The sequence below is a fragment of the Spirosoma sordidisoli genome, assembly GCF_004138325.1.
In the GTDB taxonomy this organism is placed as follows: domain Bacteria; phylum Bacteroidota; class Bacteroidia; order Cytophagales; family Spirosomataceae; genus Spirosoma; species Spirosoma sordidisoli.
Map to the genome: position 1 here is coordinate 1 of NZ_SBLB01000009.1, position 17,197 is coordinate 17,197.

Sequence of the window (17,197 nt, forward strand, 5' to 3'; positions counted from 1 at the left end):
CTAAAGTGCCCTCCACATTCTCGTACCAAATGACTTACATATCCGTACCAAATGACTTACATCCGGTACCAAATGACTTACATTCTCGTACCAAACGACTTACATATCCGTACCAAACGACTTACATCCGGTACCAAATGACTTACATTCTCGTACCAAACGACTTACATATCCGTACCAAACGACTTACATAATTAGCTTATAAAAACCTGATAGTCAACAGGTTAGGCGGGGTCTAAAAATATATTAAAAATAGAAAAAATAGTATCTAAAAATAATAGAAAAAACACACTCTAAAAAAACACCCACCTGCCGCAAGACTGGGTGGGTGTTTTTTTCTTTTTTCAAATTTTAAACTTTCCTTTTACCGCTCTTCCACTTTTCCCTTAACCCCCTGTTGCGGCCGCCCCCTTATAGGTTTTTCGCCCTCTCTCCTGAATGGTTTTCAACAAGCGTCTTTTTAAGCATCGCGGCACAGTCAATGATCTGATCGCAGATACCTATTTCATCGGCACCGGTAGCGGTCAGTGAAGCTAGTAAGGAGTGTAACCGTTTGCGTAGTGCGGCCGGTTTGGCTGGTTTGCTCATCTGACGCCCGATAGATACCGAAGCTGGCTTGTCTGCCGCAACGAGTTGATCAGACCCGGTCAACAAACTGTCGATGGAAGTGAGGCTACCAGCTGGTATATCACTTTTTGCCAGTTGTTGTATCACCGACTTGCTTACCGAGACACTACCGGCCAGAATAGAAGCTTTCAGGGCAGGAGCCAGTTTGTCCATGCCTGCGGCAAATTCGGCATCGCGTTTAATCGTCTTTTCGTTGACGTTGTACTGTTTGGCTATCTTCTGGGCGGTCGATTCGGCTTTTGCCTCCGGGTTCGAAGCCGTGTCGATAAAGTCGGCTGAAGCATATGGGACATTTTGTCCTTTATGGTTGTCCCGTTTGTATTTGCCCCGTGTCCCGCGTTCATCGAGGTAGCGTAAGCCGCGAAAATAGGCGGTCTGTTCCGGGGTCAGGTTCCGGCGTCCCAGCTGATTTTCGATCATGAAGCTCCTGACCTCATCCATGCCCGAGAAGGAGACCAGGTTAACCCGAAAATCGATGCCGAAACGCTGACAGATGCCGTATCGATTGTGGCCGTCTACCAGCACATATACCGGGCTTATATCGTCCGAACCGGCCAGGCTACCCTCGGTTGTTTCCCATACCAGCAGCGCTTCCCGACAGCCGTCTTTCCGAATGTTGTTTTCCAGCTGGGCCTGTTCGTCGGGGAGGAGTGGGGGGATGAAGGCCTGTAGCTCGGGCAATACCCGGATGTTTCGACGAATGTCTTCGTGCCGGAGCAGGCTCTGATCTTTTATGATTTTCTTCGTGCTCAGCGATTCCATGTATTTTTTCATACCGGGTGCAGTTTAGGCGGTAAGCAGTTGAGGAGCTGGCTGAGTGAATTCGTGGGCCAATTTTAAATAATCCTGAGCGCCGTGTGATTCTTTAGCGTAGGTGAACACATCACGTTGCGCTACCTGCGACTCTTTCAACGATACATTCAGCCGGATTTCAGTCTTGAATATCCGGAAGTTACTCAGGTTGGTATGGACGTACTCAATCATGTCGCGGTGCAGCTTCAGCCGTCGGTCAACCATGGTCAGTACGATACCTTCCACCGTCAGTTCGTGGTTGATGCGGTCGCGGACCTGGGTGATGCGGTCAATCAGGCTGTTTATGCCTTTCAGCGCCGACACCTCGGGCTGGAGCGTTACCAGACACGACTGTGACGCAACCAGGGCCGAGTTGGTAAAAATGTTGAGCGCCGGCGGACAGTCGATGAGAATGTAATCGTACTCCGATCGGAGGGGAGAGATCGCGTTCCGAAGCTGATTGACGCCCCCGACTACCTGTACCAGCTCGAGATCGGCATAGGCCAGCTCCAGATCGCTCGGCGACAGATCGTACCGTTCGCCGATGTTGAGAATGGGTAAGGGTTCATTGTCGAGCAGGGCGTGTTTAACCTGTTTTTCGGGTTCGTCGACCCCCAGCGCCTGAGACAGGTTGCCCTGCGAATCCATGTCGATCAGCAACACGCGGTAGTTCATCCGCGACAGGGCCCTGCCCAGGTTCAGCGTCGTCGTCGTTTTACCAACCCCCCCTTTGTGATTGACTACCGAAATGACTCTGGCTTTAGGCTGGTTCTGATACCCATATCGAATCAGGACCGGGAACAGGGCGCCGAGGTGTTTTACGTTCAAAACCCGATCGCCAGCCACGGCTTTCAGCAGCGTGCTGGCCGGCAATCCGGCTTCCTTTTCTAATACAGAAGCTGACAGCGCCGGGTTTCTGCGCAGAAACTGAACAGCCTGTTCGTGAGTGATCATGGTAATGTGTAGAGTTTAGAATTGTCTTATAATTAGGGCAAAAGTATATCTTATGTCTTAATTTTAAGACAAACCAAACTATTTTTAGAAGAATTAGCTTAAAAAATGAGGGAGAGGGACGCGTTGTGTTCGTTTTCTGGCCCTGAATAGAAAAATACCCTAGTTGATGGGTGGGAAATCAGAGTCCACTTCGGTACGGCTGTGGTCAACAGCGGATTGCTCAGTTGGAGCGTCAACGGCCTGTTGAACCGTTAAACCGCGAACATAGGTCATATAACAGAGCGACATCACCTTTTCGGGGGGAAGCCCGAAATAGGTAGCGAAGTTGTGCATATGTTCCAGCGAGATGCCGTTCAGGTGCTGCTGCTTCAGCTTGTACCAGTTGGAACGGCCAACACCAAACGCTTCGATCACTCTGCTTTGCTTGATACCCATGACATCGATAAACTCGAAAAGATCACGGTAGAGTGGGGGAGCGACTGTGTCAAACTTTTTGCCAACAGGAGTGGCCATAGGAGCGATGATAAAGGTAAACAACGAATGAACGCTGAAATATAGGCCTAATTTACAAAAACTGGCTGGTCGAAGGCGGCAAGGGGACGGAAACGTTAGCGAATGTACGGGCAGGAAATTATTCGGTCGGATCGGGACGGATGAAATACACCGGAACTACAGAGCAGATCGACCCGGCCTTACCAACGTCGCCCGGGCGAACGGCCAGAGGGCTATTCACCCAGAAGGAGAGCAGCAGTCGGTTGTACGATAATAAGTTGCGAGTTTGCCTACTAATTTAATGGCTCTTCCTGAAAAAAATACTTTCTTTACCTGAAGCATGGGAAAAAGCGGACTAGACATACAGCAATCAGTAAAATGGATAGGTGGCCTCCTGGCAGCCTGGCTGTTGCTGTTGTTGCCTGTTCGGGCTGCTGACTTGCCGGCTGTCAGCGAACAGGCCTTTTTGACTACCGCTTCGTCCGAAAACTGGGATACTGATTCCGATTATTCTTCCTCGGCCTACCACGACCACCGGATTGCGGTTGTGAGCCCCAGGGCCGGTTTTTCGTTTCTGCCATCCGTCGTTTTCCTGCCCAGCCTATTCTCGGCTTTCTGTCGTACACTCTGTATTGAGCTGCTCGGTCAGTCGGGTGATTCGTATTTCTGGTTCGGCTTCCTCAGACCGATTTTTGAACACCAGATTGCGATTAACGCGCCCTGATCCGCCGGGGTCTTCTTCATTACCGGTTGTCTGGGTAGGTATCACCGCAAACGGTATCGGCTTCCTGGACCACGTGCATCAATCCGTAGACCTGAAAAGGTTCGGTTCGTCAGGCCCATCAGGGGCATAGCTGACCCGACACCTCCGGTAGAATACCCCACCGCCAATTGTGTGGGATAGGCGTGTGCATACCCCCATTTCTCGTCAAAGGGAGGCTGCATCAGTTCCCCGCATGTTTCCCGTATCCTGTTTTGATGGGGTGAGCCCGGCTCGTGCGCTCATTCCCCGATCTGTATCCATTGATCCATACTAATTGATTTTCTTCATATGATTACTCAAACTGCTTCTATAGATTCTTCACAATCTCATGTTCAACGGCTTAAAGATCTGGCCCTGCTGTGCGCCGGTGTGCTTTGTGCCGGTATGGGCCTGAAGGGATTTCTGTTACCAAACGATTTCATCGATGGCGGGGCCATGGGCATCTCGCTGCTCCTCGAAATAACGACGGGTGTGGAGCTGGCGTTGCTGGTGGTCCTGGTCAACCTGCCGTTCATCTGGATGGGCTATCGGCAGATTTCGACCGGGTTTGCCATACGAACCGTTATCGCCATCGGCCTGCTGGCTCTTTGCCTGGTGGTGGTTCCGTATCCCGTCGTAACCACGGATAAGCTGCTGATATCGGTTTTTGGCGGTTTTTTCCTCGGAGCCGGCATCGGATTGGCCATTCGGGGTGGGGGGGTGCTGGATGGCACGGAGGTTCTCGCCATCTGGATAAGTCGCCGGTCGTCGCTGACCGTTGGCGATGTTATCATGGTCATCAACGTGCTGGTATTTGGAGCCGCGGCCATGCTGCTGACCGTAGAAACGGCGCTTTATGCCATGCTGACCTACCTGGCTGCTTCCAAAACCGTCGACTTTCTGATCCACGGTATCGAGGAATACACGGCCGTGATCATCATATCGGATTATCATGAGGTGATCCGCGAAATGGTTACCCAGGAGCTGGGGCGGGGCATTACCGTTTTCAAGGGCGAAAAAGGGTACGGCAAGCGGGGACTTCAACAAAATGACACCAATATTCTTTATGTAATAGTAACCCGCCTGGAGTTGACCCGCCTGAAAGACAGAATTGAGCGTATTGATGCCAATGCGTTCATTGTCAATCATGGGGTTGATGATACCAAAGGCGGAATGGTTAAGGGGCGGCCCCTGCATTAGTGGCTGCATCGACACATTTTCTCCGAGCGAATAATGCTTTCATACAACTATGATTTATGGCTGGTAATCCTGGCTGTCGCCATATTGGCGGTAGCCTGGTTACCATCCCTGTTAAAAGATTATCCGCTGTCGTACCCGATTTTGTTTGTAGTGGCGGGCTGGCTGTTGTATAAGCTTCCGTTGCCGCTGCCCGATCCATCGCCCATGCTGCATCCTGAGCTGACGACCCGGCTAACGGAACTCTGCGTCATCGTAGCACTGACGGGTACGGGCCTGAAAATAGATCGGCGGTTCAGCTGGCGCGGCTGGCGTTTACCAATCCGGCTGGTCTGGCTTACGATGGTGGTAACGATTATCGTATTCGCCTGGATCGCGGCCGACTGGGCCGGGTGGCCATTGGCTTCTGCGATTCTGCTGGCGGGTGGACTGGCTCCCACGGATCCGGTACTGGCGGGCGACATTCAGGTGGGTGACCCGAACGAAGGGAAAGAAGATTCGGTGCGGTTTGCGCTGACGGCCGAGGCCGGTTTGAATGACGGCATGGCGTTTCCGTTTGTTTTTCTGGCCATTGCGATTGCTAAGGCGGGGTCGCTATCCTCGGCAATGATTACCGAGTGGGCACTGTACGATATTGGGCTTCGGGTCGGCGTGGGGGTGTTGGGCGGGTGGCTTTCGGGCCGGCTGCTGTCTTACCTGATCTTCGGATTACCTCAGCGGATCAGCATCAAAACAACGGCCTACGGCTTTGTGGCCCTGGCCGTGACGCTGATCAGCTATGGCCTTACGGAACTGGTGCATGGCTACGGATTTCTGGCCGTTTTTGTGGCGGCCATCACTATCCGGAGCCACGAACGAACCCACGAGTACCACACCTACATGCACGCGTTCTCCGATCAGATTGAGCGGCTGCTGATTGCGGTTTTGCTGTTGCTGTTCGGAGGAACCATAGCCGAAGGGTTGCTGGATTCGTTGACCTGGCGGGATGCGCTCCTGGGCGCGGGTCTCGTACTGATTATCCGTCCGCTCGGTGGCTGGCTGACCCTGGGCAACACCGGGGCTACTGGCCTGAAACGATGGATCATAGCCAGTTTCGGGATTCGGGGTATCGGTTCTTTGTTTTATATCGCATTCGCGCTCCAGCAGGTATCTTTCGACCAGCCGGAGCGGATATGGGCGCTGACGGGATGGACAATCCTGCTCTCGGTTTTTCTGCACGGCATCTTGTCTACCCCCGCCATGAACCGATTGGATCGGCGCAACGCAGGCCCGGTCGTGGTGACCGATCCGGCCGAATGATCCGGTTTTAGTTCCCCCCGTTTCCGACGGTCAGGAACTCGATCATGCATCGGTTCACATCGGCGGTATGCTGGTCAGGCTCCGTATACCGGGAGGCAATCTCCCGAAACGAGGCATTCGGTAGTGCGTTCGCCCAGGTCGTGGCCATAGCCACGGGGTGAAGCGGGTCATCCGGAGAACCCATAACCAGCGTAGGCAGAGCGAGCCGCGACACCTCCGCCCAATCCTGTATGGGCGCGCTATTGACGATTTCTACCAGTGTGCGGGCAGTCAGTGGTGGGTCGGGTCGGTTCAACTGACCCATTATTGAATCTGCACAGGCCGGGTTTTTGGCCTGAAGGGTAAGAAATGGCTCATCCTGCAGCAACCACGCTCGGGTCGCGAGGGTGTCATGACCGGATTCCAGCCGTTTCCCGAGTCGATACAGGATCATCAGTGGCGAAGGCAGGGGCTGGTCTACCCAGGCGGGCCGCAGCAGCACCAGGCTCCGAATCTGATCCGGACGGTTCAGCGCGTATCGAATGGCGATGCCGGCTCCCATCGATAGGCCGCCCAACACAACAGGGCCCGTTATCTGACCTTCCTGAGTCAGTTGATCCAGCCAATCGGCCACCGCCTGAGCAAATGAATCGAAGGAGCAGGGTGTGGTTGGTAACCAGCGGGCGTCGCCATGCCCCGGCAGATCAGGGACAAGAAGTTGATAACCGGGAATTGGCTGCAGTAGCGATGGCCATTGTTGCCGGTTACCCCCCAGGCCATGCAGCAGTACCAGCGGCTGCCCCTGGCCAAGGTTTGTGTAGGGAAGTAGGGGATAGGTCATTTCGTTTGCAACAAGCGCTAGGTCTGGTGTAGGAGTTCCCGGATAAAGGCAACGCTGGTACTTACTTCGGCCGCGGATAAGCCGTGCAGGATTAGATTGCCCCGGTAGTCGATGGCCCGTAACCCCTGAATAAAGTCATTGTAAGGGAGCCGACCTGTACCGGCCGCCACAACCTGCCCCGATGCATCCCGATCTTTGGCATGGACTGACCGGATGGCGTCACCCAGCTGATCGAGACCACGGGCAATCCGTTGACGAACAACCGCAAGGGGCTCGTGTTCAAAAAGATTTGCCGGGTCAAAAATGATTCGCAGCCGGGGTGAACGAACCTCCTTCAGCAACTGAGCGGCTTTTTCGACGGTATTGATAACGTTGGCGGTCTCTGGCTCAATACCCAGGTAAAGATCATAGTGCTCGGCCAGCTCCAGCGCCTTGTCCAGCGATTGGCGCAGATCGTACCAGGCGTCCGGCCGATCATTGTCCGGATGGGCTGTCCACATATCGGTCTGGTGCCGGGTTCCGGTACAGAGTGTAAGCAGATTGGTACCGAGCCATGAGCACTGGGCGGCAATAACCCACAACTGACGCAAGCCGTTAACCCGCACCGACCGATCGGGGTGGATCATGTTGAACGTACCCGAAACGGCTTCGAGCGTTACCGGCGACTGAGCCAGCGCCTGCTGGATGAAAAAGCGGGCAGACGCATCGACAGCATCGGGCATGGACGGCAGTCCCGCGCAGGAAAAATTAAACTGAATGCGGCTCAGCCCGTGGTCCTCGACGGTCCGTAGCACGTCGGGCAGGGGCCCGGCAAACGTTTTGGCGAAGATGCCTACCTCCATCATAGCTCCCCTTCCTGTAGGTTGTCCAGATAAACCAGCTGGCCCGTAGCAACCGCCTGCTGCACTGCCAGCATAGCGCGAACGTTATCCAGCCCCTCGGCCACGGTGGTACCCTGCTGCGGCAACCCATTCAGAATGGTATCGGCGAGTCCTTCGAGTTGTAAACGATAAAAATGGGCATCGGCACCCAGAACCTGATGGTACATGGCATCGCGCTCGGAAAAGCAGCTGACATCGCTGCCTCTGAAATACCAGGGGTTGTAGGTTTTTGCCTGAACGCTGCCCCACTGACCGGCTGCTGAAAAGCCTTCATGCCAGTCGCCCCGGTAGCCGATGGTCAGGTCCAGATGCCCAACGGCGCCGTTCGTAAATTCGGTTTGCAGCGTCCAGTGATAGGCGCCGGATTTTTGCACCAGCCGCGCCCGGATCGACCCGATTGGCCCCGCCAGAAACCGGGCGGTATCGAGCAGGTGGCTACCATGAGCCAGGAGGTAATAGCGTACTTTGTCGGCTTTTTCGTCGTGACCGGGTTTTAGTGCCCTGGCGGATAAAACAGGCAATGGCTGCACATTGTCGGTAACTGTATATCGATGGGTGTTATCGCTGTACCAGCCGTTAAAAAACATAAGCTCGCCAATCTCGTCCCGGATGAACCGCCGTGCGTAGGCAATACCCGGATCGAAGCGTTTCATGTGACCCACCTGGACGTGTACCTGCTGCTGCCTGGTCAGTTCCTGAAGCCGCAGACAGTCGGTGAGCGAGGTTCCCATCGGTTTTTCAACCAGCACGTGTTTACCGGCTTCGACCGCCCGCAGGGCCATCGGCAAATGAAAGGCATCGGCCGTCGCAATCAGAATCGCTTCAACGGCCGGGTCGGCCAGCATGGCGTCATAGTCGCGGTAAGCCCGGCGGGGTTGCCAGATGGTGGCCATCCGATCGAGCAGGTCGTCGGCCGCGTCGCAGAGCGCGTAGAGTTCGGCATTGCGAGCTTTCTGGCAGGCTTCGAAATGGGCAAACTGAGCAATTGGCCCACACCCAAGTAGGCCCACCCTGAGTAATCGATCGTCCTTTCTGATCATACAAACTAGCCGGGTTAAGAAACAATAGCCGCAAATAAGCAGGAACGGGCCATCCCGGCAACTGGCTAGCGGGTGACCCCATGGACAAACAACATCAAAATTGCTAGCACGAGCTGATCGCCACCCTGCACCGGACTGGTGTCTACATGTTTAACCACTTCGGTCAGAGACTGGCGCTCTTCGACCCGTCGGTGCAGTAGTACCATCGTACACCGTCGGGTATCTGAAGTGTATCCGGGTAGGTTGACGGCGGTGGACTGAACGAAAAAATGGCCGACTTCAACCCGGCCAACCGATCAGCTGGTTTCGAAAGACCCAGTAGTGCGGGAGGTCTCCGGTTTGCCGTCGGTTTGCTATTCAATTTTATCCTGGGCTCTGGTATGCCGCTGCGTTTCTGGTTATTGGCGGTTTCTTCCTGGTCTGCGGGTTGCTGCTGTTTGTCGGTTAGAAAATTGAGGCCCCGGCCCATGTCGATATGGCCATGGAGTAGTGAACCCAAAGGTGGTGAGCTAATCGCCCCCGGCGTTCACGGCTAATTGGTCTGAGCGCTGGGGGCGGTTTCGGTTACAAGCTGGGTAAGCACGTAAAAATTTGGGTCGGCCGTGAGGGTTTTGTCCCTGACCGGTATCCGTTGCCAGCGGGTGGTTGGCCGCAGGAGCTGGGTCGGCCCCGATTCGCCGAGGCATACGTTTACCGGCATGTCGAAACCGTCAACGCAGTTTGTCCAGCGATACTCCAGCGTGTTGCCAGTGAACCGGTAGGCAAGGGTCGGTATCCGGGTGTCGCGCAGGTACTGGTCAAATACCTTCTGTAATTTAAGCCCGGTTAGCCGGCTCAGCTCGGCTTCGACCTGCCTGCCCTCCACGGTTTTGTGGTAAAACGTCTTGTTGAGTCCGCGCAAGGCCCGACGCCATTTGACATCGTCGTTTACCAGCTGCCGGATCGTGTGGAGCATGTTGCCCCCTTTGTAATACATATCCCCCGAACCGGCGTGGTTTACCCCGTAGATACCGACAATGGGCCGGTCATTGCGAATCAGTTTCCGACAGCCAATGACGTAGGTAGCCCCCGCGTTTTTACCGTGATAATACTCGACGTACAGGTTTTCGGCGTAGTTGGTAAAGCTCTCGTGTACCCACATGTCAGCCACGTCTTTGTAGGTAATATTGTTGGCGAACCATTCATGACCTGATTCGTGGATGATGATAAAATCCCAGAGCAACCCCCAGCCGGTTCCTGACAGATCCCGGCCGCGGTACCCGTTTTTGAAGCCGTTTCCGTAGGTTACCGAACTCTGGTGTTCCATGCCCAGATAGGGGGCCTCAACCAGTTTGTAGCCATCTTCGTAAAACGGATACGGCCCGAACCAGTGCTCGAAGGCCCGCAGCATGGGCTTTACCTGTTTAAACTGCTGCCGGGCTGAGTCGGCGGTTTCGGCCAGCGCGTAATAATCGATGGTCAGCGGGCCTTTTTCGCCCCGGAGTGTATCAGACCAGTGTACGTAGTTGCCGACGTTCAGGTTTACCCCGTAGTTGTTGATCGGGTTAACGACGGCCCAGGTAAACGTGCGGGTTCCGTCACTGTTCTTTACCACACTACGCAGCCGCCCGTTCGATACGTCGGTCAGCTGCTCAGGAACCGTTACCGCTATCTGCATGGAATCGGGCTCGTCATACATATGGTCTTTACAGGGCCACCAGGCGCTGGCCCCTAGTCCCTGGCAGGCCGTAGCGATGAACAGCTGCCCTTTTTTATCCCGCGAATAAACCATGCCGCCGTCCCAGGGTGGTTTGCGCGCTACGCGTGGTTTGCCGCCGTAGAAGACCGTGATCGATTCGGTCCGGCCAACGCGCTGGGGTTTTTTCAGCTGAATAAAATAGGCATCACCGTCCCGCCGAAACGGGAGAGACTGACCATCCTGCTCTACCTTTTCGATCTGCACGGGTCGCTGCAAATCAATCTGCATAACCTGGCCGGGTTTCAGAACCCGGTACCGAACCGTATTGCTACCGCTCAGGGTGCTGTCTTCGGGGTGTAACCGCACCCGAAGATGATAGTGGGCCAGGTCCCACCAGGCCCGTTCGGGGGTGATGGTGCCCCGAAGGGTATCGTCGTGGGTAAACGCATAGTGCTGGGCGTAGCCGGGAGCCGGCCGGAGGGCCAGGAAAATAAGCAGGAAACATAGTCCCAGATCGAGGGGACGGAGCAGGCGGATGCGAAAGCTGGAAACCACAGTGTCAGGTACGTTCACGGGCTTGTGAGAACCCGGAGAAATGAGCGGCTTAATAAGCGTTTACCGGGTCTGATACGTTCTTAACCCGATTTTTGAGGTCCGTATTGCCCGGGAGAGGAGTCTGATCGACGGCGCGAAGATAATGACCTGGGGTCAAACCTGTAATGGCTTTAAACTGCCGGTTGAAATTAGACAGGTTACCGTAGCCGCAGGCCAGCGCGATCTGGCTTATGCTGTCGGGTGTTTCCTGCAACATGCGGCAGGCGTGTTTGATCCGCACTTCGTTCAGCAGGCGGGAAAATGTTTTTCGGGTGTGCAGTCGAAAAAACCGGCAGAAGGCACCGGGGGTCAAACTGGCTTCTGCTGCTACATCCTCGAGGGTAATGGGCTGGGCATACCGGTTCATGATGAAAGAGAACACATTATCGAGCCGCTGGTGGTCATCGGGTCGGCGTGGTTTTTCATAGGCCGTGGCCGACAGCATTTCGCGGTTCGGATGGGCGGCCAGCTGGTCGAGCACCGAAAACAAACAGGTCAGCTGCTCGAACGGACGAAGCCGGTGCAACTCTTCAAGCTGGCTGGTCAGGGCGTTCGGCTGGGTGGCCCGAATACGGACGCCATAGATCGAATCCCGCAGCAGGTGGGTCAGGTGTTCCAGTTCGGGCAGGCCAAACAATGGCCCATCGGCCGGATTGTACCGGAGAAACACGGAGTACGACAACGCCCGCTGGGCAGATCCGGCTTCGAAGTAAGCAGGATCATTTCTAAACACGTGCGGGAGGTTAGCTCCGAGCAACAGCACATCGAAAGGCTGAAACCGGTCAATCCGGTCGCCGGCAACCAGAGTACCAACCCCCTCGCGGATCAGGGTAAGCTGATACTCGGGATGAAAATGAAGTCGGTTATACAGGTGCGGTCCATCATCGACCTGTACCCGAAACGAACGGGAGTCGACCGTTGGAACACGAAACAGTAAAGGTTTCATGATACAGTAAAGCATACACAAGCCGTATAAATACTTAAAATGAGTGAAAAATGTATTAGTATTCGCTAATTCGCCATATCTAGCAGAAGCGGATCTGCCGGACATTTGTCTGTACCTTTTTCAACCGGATAGCTCATATGGCACAACCTGTTCAATGGGAGGGCGTATATCCCGCCCTGCTCACTCCGTTTACGGCCGACGATCAGCTCGATCTGCCGCTGTTTGAGACCAATCTTCATGCTCAGCTTGAGGCTGGTGTACATGGCCTGATACTGGGAGGGTCCCTTGGCGAAGCCAGTACACTGACCCGGCCGGAAAAGATAACCCTGCTGCAAACGGCGCAGTCGGTCAGTAACGGCCGTGTACCGGTGTTGATGAATATTGCCGAGCAGGCCACGCGCGAAGCGGTAGCCTGCGCCCGGGAGGCCGAAGCGCATGGCGCCGATGGGCTGATGGTCTTACCCCCCATGCGGTACTATGCCGACCCGCGCGAGACCGTGGTGTTCTTTAAGACCGTGGCGGAGGCAACTTCACTGCCGATCATGATCTACAACAATCCGTATGATTACAAGATTATGACCACTGTGGCTATGTTCAGGGAGCTGGCTGAGTTACCGAACATACAGGCCGTTAAAGAATCGACCCGCGATCTGACGAACATCACCCGGATGCGCAATGCATTCGGCGATCGATTCAGGATTCTGGGCGGGGTGGATACGCTGGCTTTCGAAGCCCTCGTACTGGGCGCCGACGGCTGGGTGGCTGGACTGGTCGATGCGTTTCCAGCGGAGACGGTGGCCATCTATGAGTTGACGAAAGCTGGCCAGTTTGATGAAGCCCGCGACATTTACCGGTGGTTCATGCCCCTGCTCGAGCTGGACATTCATCCGAAGCTGGTTCAGTATATCAAACTGGCGGCCACCGCAACCGGCATCGGGTCTGAACACGTTCGCGCCCCCCGTCTCACCCTCGATGCGGCAGAGCGCGAACAGGTTTGGTCGCTGATTCAAACGCAGCTTGCCTGTCGGCCGGAGTTAACGGCTGCTCGATAATACCTATTCCATATGCCAGACTTTCATTTTTTCTGCATCGACGCGCATACCTGTGGTAATCCGGTACGGGTGGTTACGGGAGGCAGCATTCCTGCGTTGATCGGTGAGTCGATGAGCGAGAAGCGGCAGCACTTTCTGCGCGAGTACGACTGGATTCGCAAAGCGCTGATGTTCGAACCACGCGGGCACGATATGATGTCGGGAAGTATTCTCTACCCGCCAACCAACCCGGCTCATGATGCTGGCGTGTTGTTCATCGAAACCTCAGGCTGTTTACCCATGTGTGGGCATGGCACCATCGGTACCGTTACAGTAGCCATCGAGCAGGGACTCATCACACCGAAAACGCCGGGGGTTCTGTTGCTGGAAGTGCCGGCGGGTCTCGTTCGTGCCGAATACAAGCAGGAAGGGGGGCGGGTAAGGTCAGTAAAGATCACCAACGTGAAGTCGTATCTGGCCGCCGAGAAACTGACGGTCGAGTGTCCCGATCTGGGAGAGCTGACGGTCGATGTGGCCTACGGCGGTAATTTCTATGCCATCGTCGATCCGCAACCGTCGTTCCCCGGGCTGGAGCATTACAAGGCCGAACAACTCATTGCCTGGGCCCGCGTCATGCGTCAGCGGCTGAATGAGCGGTACACCTTCGTTCATCCCGAAAACCCGACGATCAACGGACTAAGCCATATCCTCTGGACGGGCGCGCCGTTACAACAGACCTCTACAGCCCGAAACGCTGTTTTCTACGGCGACAAAGCCATTGACCGATCGCCCTGCGGCACCGGCACTTCGGCCCGACTGGCTCAATGGTACGCCCAGGGTCGGCTCAAACCGGGCGAAACCTTCGTCCACGAAAGTATCATCGGCTCTATATTCAACGGGCGGATCGAGGCCGAAACCGAGCTGGGCGGTAAGCCTGCCATCGTGCCTAGTATTGAAGGGTGGGCGGTTATCCACGGTTACAACCATATTATCGTAAACGAGGCTGATCCCTACCGGTTTGGCTTCCAGGTTTTATGATCCAGAACAAAGGCCTCCATGTCGGAATCATTGGTGGCGGTATTGCGGGCCTGTGCTCGGCCTATTACCTGCGACAGGCTGGCTACCGGGTGACGATCTTCGACCAGAACCGGATTACCGATGGGTGTTCATTCGGCAATGCCGGTATGATTGTACCCAGCCATATTATTCCGCTGGCGCAGCCGGGTATGATCGCCAAAGGACTTCGCTGGATGCTTCGGTCGACCAGTCCGTTTTACGTAAAGCCCCGGCTCAACGCCGATCTGGTGCGCTGGGGCTGGCTGTTTTACCGGCACGCCACAGACGAGCACGTAGAGCGGGCCATACCCGCGCTGCGCGATATCAGCCTGCTCAGCAAGCAACTGTATCAGGAACTGGCCGCTACGGACGAGCTGAGTTTTGGCTGGCAGGAGCGGGGGCTTTTCATGCTCTACAAAACCGCATCTGCCGAACATGAAATGGGCGAGGAGGCCCGGGTAGCCAACCGGGTGGGTATTGAAGCCCAGGTATTGACCGGCGCGCAGGTGCAGGCCCTTGAACCGCAGGTCCGGGTCGACGTTCGGGGGGCGGTGTATTACCCCGGCGATGCGCACCTCAACCCGGCAGAACTGATTAGCTCGCTGATCAGCTGGCTGCGGATTTATGAGGTTCAGTTTGTGGAAGAAGCGTCCGTTACGGGTTTCAAAACCGACAACCGTCGGCTGAGCAGTGTCCATACTAAACACGGTGACTATCCGGTCGATGAAGTGGTTGTAGCGGGCGGGGCCTGGTCGCCGGAGCTTGCCCGGCTACTCGGGTTTTTCCTCCCCCTGCAGGGAGGAAAGGGCTACAGTTTCATGGTACCAAATCTGGCCAGTAACGTGCAGATTCCGGCCATCATGCTGGAGGCAAGGGCCACGGCCACGCCCATGGGGAACAGCCTGCGGTTTGCGGGTACGCTGGAGGTGGCCGGCACCGATCAGACCATCAACATGAATCGGGTGCGGGGTATTTACGAATCCATCAGCCAGTACTATCCGGACATTCCGGTGCAAATGCCAACCGTAGATAAAGTCTGGAAAGGGTTGCGGCCCTGCTCGCCCGACGGTTTGCCGTACATTGGTCGTACAGGTCGTTTCGATAACGTAACCCTGGCCACCGGTCATGGCATGATGGGGCTGAGTCTCGGGCCCGCTACCGGGAAGCTCGTTGCCGAAACCATTGCCGGAACCAGCACCGGGGTTAAGCTCGACCCGTTCCGACCCGACCGGTTTGCGTGAGCCGCCCTGGGGTAGGAGAGGGGTTAGTCGGGTTCTACCGTGGCCGGGTCAATGACCTTCCGTTCGCCGATCTGCTGGCGCCACATGGCGTAGTACAGGCCCTTGCGCTCGACCAGGTCGGCATGACTCCCTGTTTCCACGATCTTTCCTTTTTCGAGCACGAAAATGGTGTTGGCGTGCAGGATGGTGGAGAGCCGGTGGGCAATCAGGATAGTGATCTGTTCATGCAGCGCCGACACTGCCCGAACCGTAGCGGTAATTTCATCTTCGGTGAGCGAATCCAGCGCCGATGTGGCCTCGTCGAAAATCAACAGCCGTGGGTTTCGAACCAGCGCCCGGGCAATGGACAGGCGTTGTTTTTCGCCCCCCGACATTTTCAGTCCCCCTTCGCCGATGGGCGTATCGAGGCCTTTTGCGGAGCGGGCCAGGAGGTGGTTACAGGCGGCTTTGTCGAGGGCTTCGAGCATCTCGGCTTCCGAAGCGTCGGGTTTGACGAAGAGCAGGTTCTCCCGAATGGTACCCGAAAAGAGGTGCGTATCCTGCGTGACGAAACCAATCTGCCGACGCATCGGGTTGAACCGGAGGTCTTTCGTTGAGATGTCGTTGTAATAGATTTCACCGCCTACGGGTCTGTACAGGCCCACCAGCAGTTTAACCATCGTTGATTTACCCGAGCCAGAGGGGCCGACGAAGGCAATGGTATCGCCCAGCGCAGCATCGAACGATACGCCGTCAATAGCGTTCTGGCTGGCTCCTTTATGCCGAAATATCACGTCAGTGAACCGCAACCGCTCGATCGGACCCACCTCGATCGGTGATTCGGGATTGCGCTCGATGGGTTTATCCATCAGCGATGCGAAACTGTTCAGCCCGGCTTCGGCTTCGCGGTAGGCCAGAATGATATTACCGAGTTCCTGCAGCGGGGTGAAGATGGCGACCGAGATGAACTGCATCGAGATCAGCTCGCCGGTGCTCAAAATGTCCCGAAAAATCAACCACAGCAGGGTGAACAATACCGATTGTTTCAGGATGCTGAGCGTACTGCTTTGCCAAAACGACAGCAGCCGCACCCGCCGGACTTTGAACATCTCCAGCTCGAAAATTTTACGGGTCTGGCCCGTCAACCGCCGAATCTCCGAAAAGGTAAGGCCCAGACTCTTAACCAGCTCGATGTTCCGGAGCGACTCGGTTATGACGCCTGACAGGAGCGCCGTTTCGCGGTTGATGGAGCGCTGGGTCGTTTTGATCTGTCGGCTGAGCAGGCCCGTGAGCCCGCCCAGCAACAACACCCCGATCAGAAACACAGGAACCAGCGCCCAGTGTTTCGTGACGGCGTACCAGATCAAAAAGCCCATACCCACTACCGACGCAAAAAGTACGTTGATAAACGAGTTAATGAATTTCTCGGTGTCGGTACGGACCTTTTGCAGAATGGCCAGTGTGGCCCCGCTGCTCTGGTCGCCAAACTCCTGATACGACAGCCGAAGGGTTTGTTTCAGTCCATCGTTGAAGATATCCGTACCGAATTTCTGCACCACCAGCCGCGTGACGTACTCCTGCAGGGCTTTCATGACATTAGCCAGAATGGCTACCCCAACGGCCAGACCCAGCAGTTGTAAAACACCGCGTATTTTCTCCGACTCAGTTTTCTGCCCCGGATTGGTGGCATACTCGTCGATCAGTTTACCGAAGATGATCGGGTCGATCAGGGCCAGCGCCTGCGCAACGCCCGCCAGGCCCAGCGCCAGAACGGCCAGCCAGCGGTATGGATACAGATATTTCCAGAGAATGGGCACGCCTGTAGGGG

15 protein-coding genes are annotated in these 17,197 nt (G+C 55.6%); 6 read left to right on the forward strand and 9 right to left on the reverse strand.

From position 1 onward, the window contains the following. Nucleotides 1-411 precede the first annotated feature (411 nt). The 3 genes from EQG79_RS25610 to EQG79_RS25620 form a co-directional block, all read right to left on the reverse strand. Nucleotides 412-1,401, reverse strand: coding sequence for a ParB N-terminal domain-containing protein (locus EQG79_RS25610; RefSeq protein WP_129605458.1), 990 nt, complete (start codon nt 1,399-1,401; stop codon nt 412-414). A 12-nt stretch (nt 1,402-1,413) separates the two neighbouring features. Then, complete coding sequence (locus EQG79_RS25615; RefSeq protein WP_077922879.1) at nt 1,414-2,373, reverse strand: ParA family protein; 960 nt, start codon at nt 2,371-2,373, stop codon at nt 1,414-1,416. Between the two features lie 159 nt (nt 2,374-2,532). Further along, complete coding sequence (locus EQG79_RS25620) at nt 2,533-2,886, reverse strand: helix-turn-helix domain-containing protein (RefSeq protein WP_129605460.1); 354 nt, start codon at nt 2,884-2,886, stop codon at nt 2,533-2,535. 319 nt (nt 2,887-3,205) lie between these two features. Here EQG79_RS25620 and EQG79_RS25625 point away from each other — a divergent pair, with 319 nt between their 5' ends. The 3 genes from EQG79_RS25625 (at nt 3,206) to EQG79_RS25635 (ending at nt 6,103) form a co-directional block, all read left to right on the forward strand. Next, on the forward strand, nt 3,206-3,589 hold the full coding sequence (locus tag EQG79_RS25625; protein WP_077922881.1) for a hypothetical protein: 384 nt from the start codon (nt 3,206-3,208) through the stop codon (nt 3,587-3,589). 327 nt (nt 3,590-3,916) lie between these two features. After that, a complete protein-coding gene (locus EQG79_RS25630) occupies nt 3,917-4,807 on the forward strand; it encodes a YitT family protein (protein WP_077922882.1) in 891 nt (296 codons plus the stop codon). 33 nt (nt 4,808-4,840) lie between these two features. After that, nucleotides 4,841-6,103: a cation:proton antiporter gene (locus EQG79_RS25635; protein ID WP_077922883.1), complete on the forward strand. Its 1,263-nt coding sequence runs from the start codon at nt 4,841-4,843 to the stop codon at nt 6,101-6,103. A 7-nt stretch (nt 6,104-6,110) separates the two neighbouring features. On the opposite strand, the gene EQG79_RS25640 is transcribed toward EQG79_RS25635, so the two are convergent. The 5 genes from EQG79_RS25640 to EQG79_RS25660 form a co-directional block, all read right to left on the reverse strand. Next, the gene (locus EQG79_RS25640; RefSeq protein WP_077922884.1) at nt 6,111-6,923 is read right to left on the reverse strand and encodes an alpha/beta fold hydrolase; all 813 of its coding nucleotides are present in this window, start codon (nt 6,921-6,923) and stop codon (nt 6,111-6,113) included. Between the two features lie 17 nt (nt 6,924-6,940). Then, nucleotides 6,941-7,768 (reverse strand): sugar phosphate isomerase/epimerase family protein, encoded by an 828-nt coding sequence (locus EQG79_RS25645; RefSeq protein ID WP_077922885.1) that lies wholly within the window; start codon nt 7,766-7,768, stop codon nt 6,941-6,943. Further along, a complete protein-coding gene (locus EQG79_RS25650) occupies nt 7,765-8,844 on the reverse strand; it encodes a Gfo/Idh/MocA family protein (protein ID WP_077922886.1) in 1,080 nt (359 codons plus the stop codon). The genes EQG79_RS25645 and EQG79_RS25650 overlap by 4 nt, the downstream gene beginning before the upstream one ends. A 532-nt stretch (nt 8,845-9,376) precedes the next feature. Then, entirely contained in the window at nt 9,377-11,008 is a 1,632-nt protein-coding gene (locus EQG79_RS25655; RefSeq protein ID WP_394343326.1) for a M1 family metallopeptidase, read from the reverse strand. 118 nt (nt 11,009-11,126) lie between these two features. Continuing rightward, a complete protein-coding gene (locus tag EQG79_RS25660) occupies nt 11,127-12,062 on the reverse strand; it encodes an AraC family transcriptional regulator (RefSeq protein ID WP_129605462.1) in 936 nt (311 codons plus the stop codon). 137 nt (nt 12,063-12,199) lie between these two features. Between EQG79_RS25660 and EQG79_RS25665 the strand changes: the two genes are divergently transcribed. From EQG79_RS25665 to EQG79_RS25675, 3 genes are read left to right on the forward strand one after another with little or no spacing between them, the layout of a single operon-like run. Then, nucleotides 12,200-13,114, forward strand: coding sequence for a dihydrodipicolinate synthase family protein (locus EQG79_RS25665; RefSeq protein WP_129605464.1), 915 nt, complete (start codon nt 12,200-12,202; stop codon nt 13,112-13,114). A 12-nt stretch (nt 13,115-13,126) separates the two neighbouring features. Continuing rightward, nucleotides 13,127-14,131: a 4-hydroxyproline epimerase gene (locus tag EQG79_RS25670; protein WP_129605466.1), complete on the forward strand. Its 1,005-nt coding sequence runs from the start codon at nt 13,127-13,129 to the stop codon at nt 14,129-14,131. Next, nucleotides 14,128-15,390 (forward strand): NAD(P)/FAD-dependent oxidoreductase, encoded by a 1,263-nt coding sequence (locus EQG79_RS25675; RefSeq protein ID WP_129605468.1) that lies wholly within the window; start codon nt 14,128-14,130, stop codon nt 15,388-15,390. The genes EQG79_RS25670 and EQG79_RS25675 overlap by 4 nt, the downstream gene beginning before the upstream one ends. 23 nt (nt 15,391-15,413) lie before the next feature. Here the strand turns inward: EQG79_RS25675 and EQG79_RS25680 are convergent, their stop codons facing one another. Next, complete coding sequence (locus EQG79_RS25680; RefSeq protein WP_129605470.1) at nt 15,414-17,186, reverse strand: ABC transporter ATP-binding protein; 1,773 nt, start codon at nt 17,184-17,186, stop codon at nt 15,414-15,416. Between the last annotated feature and the right edge of the window lie 11 nt (nt 17,187-17,197).